This window comes from Agrococcus sp. KRD186 (assembly GCF_017168255.1).
Taxonomy (GTDB): Bacteria; Actinomycetota; Actinomycetes; order Actinomycetales; family Microbacteriaceae; genus Agrococcus.
In genome coordinates this window covers 1-5,628 of the sequence record NZ_JABFAP010000010.1, presented here as the reverse complement: position 1 = coordinate 5,628, position 5,628 = coordinate 1, and the positions used below count along the sequence as shown (strand labels likewise).

6 protein-coding genes are annotated in these 5,628 nt (G+C 64.8%); 2 read left to right on the top strand and 4 right to left on the bottom strand.

Translation table 11 applies throughout. From position 1 onward, the window contains the following. Positions 1–297: 297 nt before the first annotated feature. On the bottom strand, positions 298–1,449 hold the full coding sequence (locus J1M46_RS15025) for a class I SAM-dependent methyltransferase (RefSeq protein ID WP_206448795.1): 1,152 nt from the start codon (positions 1,447–1,449) through the stop codon (positions 298–300). A 155-nt stretch (positions 1,450–1,604) separates the two neighbouring features. Here J1M46_RS15025 and J1M46_RS15020 point away from each other — a divergent pair, with 155 nt between their 5' ends. Next, on the top strand, positions 1,605–2,420 hold the full coding sequence (locus J1M46_RS15020; protein WP_241249771.1) for a DUF6270 domain-containing protein: 816 nt from the start codon (positions 1,605–1,607) through the stop codon (positions 2,418–2,420). A 36-nt stretch (positions 2,421–2,456) separates the two neighbouring features. Here J1M46_RS15020 and J1M46_RS15015 read toward each other — a convergent pair whose 3' ends face one another. Further along, on the bottom strand, positions 2,457–4,541 hold the full coding sequence (locus tag J1M46_RS15015) for a glycosyltransferase family protein (RefSeq protein ID WP_342384420.1): 2,085 nt from the start codon (positions 4,539–4,541) through the stop codon (positions 2,457–2,459). On the opposite strand from J1M46_RS15015, the gene J1M46_RS15010 reads away from it, so the two are divergent. Further along, the gene (locus J1M46_RS15010) at positions 4,466–4,954 is read left to right on the top strand and encodes a VanZ family protein (RefSeq protein ID WP_206448793.1); all 489 of its coding nucleotides are present in this window, start codon (positions 4,466–4,468) and stop codon (positions 4,952–4,954) included. The genes J1M46_RS15015 and J1M46_RS15010 overlap by 76 nt on opposite strands. Before the next feature lie 14 nt (positions 4,955–4,968). Here the strand turns inward: J1M46_RS15010 and J1M46_RS15005 are convergent, their stop codons facing one another. Further along, the gene (locus J1M46_RS15005) at positions 4,969–5,358 is read right to left on the bottom strand and encodes a hypothetical protein (protein ID WP_206448792.1); all 390 of its coding nucleotides are present in this window, start codon (positions 5,356–5,358) and stop codon (positions 4,969–4,971) included. A gap of 79 nt (positions 5,359–5,437) precedes the next feature. After that, the coding region (locus J1M46_RS15000; RefSeq protein WP_206445645.1) for a transposase at positions 5,438–5,628 on the bottom strand (191 nt) is incomplete at its 5' end.

Below are 5,628 nucleotides of genomic sequence, written 5' to 3'. Positions count from 1 at the left end.
CCCAGTCCGACACTCCGACAGTCGTGTGCCTACAGAATCTGCCGCTCGTCGACGCCAAGAACCGCGGAATCACGCGAATCAGCCACCGCCGAGCGGCCGAAAATGCCTACCAGCTGCGGAACCCCGGGATGACGCTGACAGTGTCGAAAGTGCGTTCGGCGGGCTGCGCTTCTAGCATGAGTGAATCCCTGACGGTGCTGGTCGATGATGCACTCAAGCCAGTGGCCACGAGCGCAGAGTCTGGCACAACCCTAACGGGGCGAGCGGCAGGCCGACCGACCGACCGACCGACCCACATCAACTGGTTGCGGCGTTCCAGCGCAACATCGTGGCCTTGTCCAGCCGGCGCTCCAACACGACGCCGTCGAACTCTTTCGACCACCGGTCGATCGTCCGACGTTCTTCCGGACGGATCGTGTCGTCCAGCAGAATCAGCGCCCCGGGGTTCAGCCGATCCGCGAGCATCGGCAGCGCCGGGTAGCGCGTGAGCGCGCCCGCTGCGCCAGGCGGGCCGTCGACGACCAGCAGATCGAACTTCAAATCGTGTGGAATCCGCCCGATGTCGTACCATGCGAACTCTTCGCCACCCAGCTCCAGCCTCTTCAAGGGCGCATGGATCAACCGCACTCGCTTGGAGGATCCGTAGGCACGGAGCGAGGACGCCGTGTCTCCAAGGAACTGCTGCTCATGTTCCAAGCTGACGACGGTGCCGCCGCCTCGGTGCTCCAGCGCGAGCGACGTCCACACGGTCGAGATCCCCGATCCGAGTTCGAGGACATTCGGATGCTTCTCGGCGTCCAGGACACGGGCGACGATCTCCGTCAGAGAGCTCGCGGTCATCGCCCAACCGCCGATCGGCGGCATGGCGATGCTGTCACCGACGAGCCGCGCCTGCATGGCTCGGTACTGCTCGACCGCCTGCGGGATCCTCTCAAGATTCTCTCGCGCAACCCGTGAGGTTTCGTCCAGCGCGCTGCGCAGTTGCGCGTTCCGATCGGCCAGCGATGCGATCTTCCCGTTCAGACTGCTGAGCTCACGCTCTTGGCCTTCGGCGAATCCGGTGACGCGAGAAGTGTCGCGTCGAATTCCTCGCAGGACTTCACTGTGACTTCCCAAACCAACCAGCATGCCGTCCATCCGGCCGATGACTTCTCGGATGTCGTTCTCGAACTGCATCGATGCAGCGGCTCGTGCCTCAAACGGCTGGAGCCTCTCTTCCAAGATCGTTCGATTCCTCGAGATCGTCGATTCCGACCGCTCGTGCACAGCAGCTAGCACCAGCCGCAGGCGGAAGTGCGCACACGCAATCCCAGCGAGGATCGCCAACGCGAACATCGCGACAGCCACCGCGCCGCGGTCCAGTACCGCGAAGATGACTGCGATGACCACCGCTGCGCTGGCGACCACGAGCAGAGCTCGATAAACAGTTCTGCTCCGTTGCAAATTCATACGCCTTAATCTCCGACAGCCGCGACGAGTCCGCTCTACTGCGAGCCGCGAGGACTGCGACTTCAACGTCTCTCAATCAATCTACCCGCCTCCGATCGGCCAGACGGCTCGGCGAGGACGTGCCCGAGGCGAATCACATCGCGACTCGTGACACGATGGGCGGTGCAGAGCAACACCGGGATCTTTGGGGAGCAGTGGACGCCAGCCATCACCAAACTGCACGAGTGGTCGTGTACGGCAGTTGCGTGGCGCGCGACACCATCGAGTTCGCCGCCGCCGACGCGGTCGATCTGCGCGGCTACGTCGCACGGCAATCGCTGATCTCTGCGGGCAACGACGCGTCGACCCACATCCCGGCAGATCTCGATCTCCCGTCGAAATTTCAGGAGCGCATGATCCGGGCGGACTTCGCGGGCGGCCTGTTCGGGCGCCTCGAGTCGCTCGCGGGCGAGATTGACGTGCTGCTGTGGGATCTGGCCGACGAGCGGCACGGCATCTACCGATTCGCCGACGGAACAATCGTCACCCGCAGCATCGACACCATCCGCACCCCGGTCGTCGACGAATTGCTGAGTCAGGCCGAGCATATTGAGTTCGGCACTTCCGAGCACTTGCAGTTGTGGCGCAAGCGGGTCGACGCGTTCGACGAGTTCCTGCGCGCACACGACCTGTTCGAGCGGACCGTCGTGCTCGAGGTGCCCTGGGCGCTGCGAACGACCGAGGGCAAGACCACGCCGTGGAGCATGGGCGTACGCGCCACCGACGCCAACAAGCGCTACCGGCCGTACTACGACTACTTGCGACAGCGTGGTCACCACGTAGTCGAACTGCGCGAAGCAGATGTGCTCGCCGACCCCGACCATCGCTGGGGCCTCGCGCCGTTCCACTACACGCCCGACGTCTACCAAGAAGTGCTACGACAACTACGTGACGAGCACGGCTACCAGGGATTCGCGCCGAAGCCCAAGTGAGCCTCAGTGCCCGAAAGTCCCCAAGAGCCAGTGAGGTCAGAGCAGCACATGCTGCTCTGACCTGCCGAACGAGTGCACCCGCCCATTCGCAATGATGCGTTCATCCTCAATGTGCCACGTGTGGCCGGCGCGTGCCGTGCGGATCTGAATGAAGTTGAAACGGTCGGCACTGTAGATGCCGCCGCCCGCCGCGAGCACCGCTCGCTGGAAGGTGGTGTCCTCCCCCAAGGTGCGATCCTCGAACGGCGCCGCCTCCCAGGTCGTGCGCGGGCCGACCATCGTCGGGCCCCCGACGAGGTTCGTCCAGCGGTGCTCGCGCTCCGGGTTCTCCAGCACCGTCGCATCCATCGCTTGTAGGTAGAGGTAGCGGGCATGCTTGCCGACCAACTCGGCGCCCGAGTAGTCGAGCGCGAAGCAGGAGTCAAGCAGGTAGTGCTCACCGTAGATGTCGTCGTCGTCGAACTTCGCGATGACGTCGCCGTCGCTCGCCTGAACGAGCCCGTTGAGATTGCTGCCGAGCGTGGTCTCGCGCTCGGCACGCAGAACGACGAGCTCGTCCACCCCCGCCTCGCGCGCGAGCCGCTGCAGGTGCTGCTCATCGTCGTCGAAGCCGTGAAGCATGAGCAGCAGCTGCACCTCGACACCTACCTGCCGGCCTGCGGTGGCGATGATGCCCGGCACAAGGTTCGGGCGGATCGTGGGCGCGATGATGCTCACGCGCGGCGCGCGCCACGCGGCGGGATCCGCAATACTGACCGACTCGAGCAACTGCGAGGCTCGGTGCGAGAAGGTGTGCTCGCGCCAGATGCGTCGCTGCGCCAGGTGCACCTGACGGTCGCGCAGCTCGGGCGATCGCACGAGCGCGCGCATCACGAGCGCCGCCTCCTGCTCATCGTCCACGATCGAGATCTCCTGGCCGCTGAACCAATGCTCGACCGCGGTGCTGCGAGTCGTCACCACAGGCGTGCCGCTCGCGAGGATCTCGAACACACGCCGTGCGAGCATCGTCGGGCTGTCGACAACCGAGTTGACGTTCAACATCACCTTGTGCGCGCGGTAGGCCGACAGCATCCGCTCGTAGCTCAGTGAGCCGCGCACGAAAGGCTTGAACTCGTCGGGGAACCGGTACTTCGAGTCATTCTCAAACCGGGAATAGATATCGAAGCCGATGTTGCGCCGCTCGGCGACCTTCGCCGCCGCGCCCAGGAGCAGCTGCATCTGGACCTGCCGCTCGGGGAACTTGTGCGACCAGTAGCTGCCACCGAAGCCGATGTCGAGCACCTGGTGCAGTCCCTTCTGGCGCATCGGGTGGTGCAGCGCGGGTTGGGCGGCGAAGCCGAGGACATCGACGCGGTCGTGCCCAAGCGCCTCGCGGTAGCGGTCGATGAGACCGGCATCGGTCGTGAACACCCGGTCAAAGACGCGTGCCGTCTCGAGGAAGTCGTCGAAGTGCGGCGGGTCTTCCTTGTTCCAGAAGACAGAGGGAATGCCGTGCTCGCGGCAGTACGCGACGAGGCCACGGAGCGTTTCGGTCGGCGCCTTGGAGCCGGTGAGCTGATACTTCCAACTCCCGCTCGAGCCCGCCCAGGCCGACTCTACGAACAGCAGGTCTATGGGGCGCTGATCGAGCTCGCCGCGCCAGCCCCTCGCCGTCAGCTCGACGACATCGAACTCGTATCCCCATGCTCTGGCGGAGAAGGTGTCCATGATGACGCCAACGCGCACCTGCGGCCGGCGCGGATCGCGCTGGACGATCGGCCAGGCGGGCAGCAGGCCGCCGTCGACGGCGCCCGCGCTGTTGCGCTCGAAAATGCCGCGACGCAGCAGCCACGATCGCAACTGCGTTGTGCCGCCCTTACGGAGATGCCAGAGGCCGGTCCGGAGCGTCTGCAATGGCTTCACGTACTTATCCTCTCGCGACCATGCCGAATGCTTGCGCGCGTGCGCCGCAGCCACCGCATTTTGCGACGAGCGCCTGCTCGATGAGCCGCGGGCTCGCCGGCCGACCCCAACTGAGTCACAGGCGCGATCGACAGACTGAAGGCATGCCCGCCACCGCCCCCGTATCCGTGCAGGCCGGCGCCAACGTTGTGCTGGTAACCCGACGGGTGCCGGCGCCACTGAGACGCTTCGGCGTCGCCGGACTGCTGCTGGGGGTCCCCGCTCTCGGGGTGATCACGCTCTGGCCCACGCACTTCCTGCTGCGGATCAAGCCGCGCGTCGTGCAGGGCATCGAATGGTTGCAGGCGCGTGACATGGTCGAGTGGCTCTACTGGACTCGGCTCGAGGTGCTCGCCAATGTCGCGATGTTCTTGCCGCTCGCGTTGCTGCTCATCTTGGCGCTCGGCGGGCGACGGTGGTGGATCGCGGTCGGCCTGTGCGTGACGCTGAGCCTTAGCGTCGAGTTGACCCAATACTTCATGCCAGGACGTGTCGCAGCGGTGCAGGACGTCATCGCCAACAGCGTCGGCGCGCTCATAGGGACGCTGCTCGGTGTCGTGGTCGAAGGCGTCGCCCGGCGCGGTCGACGCTGAACAGCGGCGCCGCCTCACTCCCGTCCGGTTGCGATGCTCGCAGCAGAGGAGCCGAACGCTTGGATGCGGCGTAAACCTCCTGGGTCCACGCGCTCGAATCCGACAGATGTGAGCCCTTGCGACCAAGTCGGCATTGTGGTCACCGACTCAAGCGTGGCCGTGAGCAGCGACTTTGGCGGTGGAGTGTGGCCCTGTCTCCAAGCCTCAGCAAGTAGGTACACCTCGTTATCGCCGTGCATCTGCGCCATGAACGGCTTGAGATGGCGTTCGATATGGCTGCTGTCGTTGAGGTTCTGCATATACGCCACAGCGCCGCGAACCGGTCGGTCATACAACGCGCAAAGGTCGGTGATCACTCCATCGGGAAGCAATGCGAGGGGATCGTATTCCGCCTCATCGATCAAGAACGCGTGCTCAGTGAATCCGCGTACGGCCCGCGAGAAGTAACGAGCGATATTCGGGCTCTCCTGACGTACCTGTGGGTCAGTTTCGGCCTGGGAGGGTGGGGCGGTGGCCGCCGAGGTTGAGCAGGGCGAGGGCGATCAGTGCTTCGGGTGATTTGAAGCCGTATGCCATCCGGGTGATGAGTCGGATCTTGGTGTTGGTCGACTCGATGAGGCCGTTGGAGAGGTTGTGCTCGATCGCGGCGAGGATCCGTGCCCGGTGTTTGACGA

What these genes read in the sequence shown, in the direction of transcription:
- J1M46_RS15025 (WP_206448795.1), bottom strand. Translation starts at nt 1,449, where the DNA reads ATGAATTTGCAACGGAGCAGAACTGTTTATCGAGCTCTGCTCGTGGTC.
- J1M46_RS15020 (WP_241249771.1), top strand. Translation starts at nt 1,605, where the DNA reads ATGGGCGGTGCAGAGCAACACCGGGATCTTTGGGGAGCAGTGGACGCC.
- J1M46_RS15010 (WP_206448793.1), top strand. Translation starts at nt 4,466, where the DNA reads ATGCCCGCCACCGCCCCCGTATCCGTGCAGGCCGGCGCCAACGTTGTG.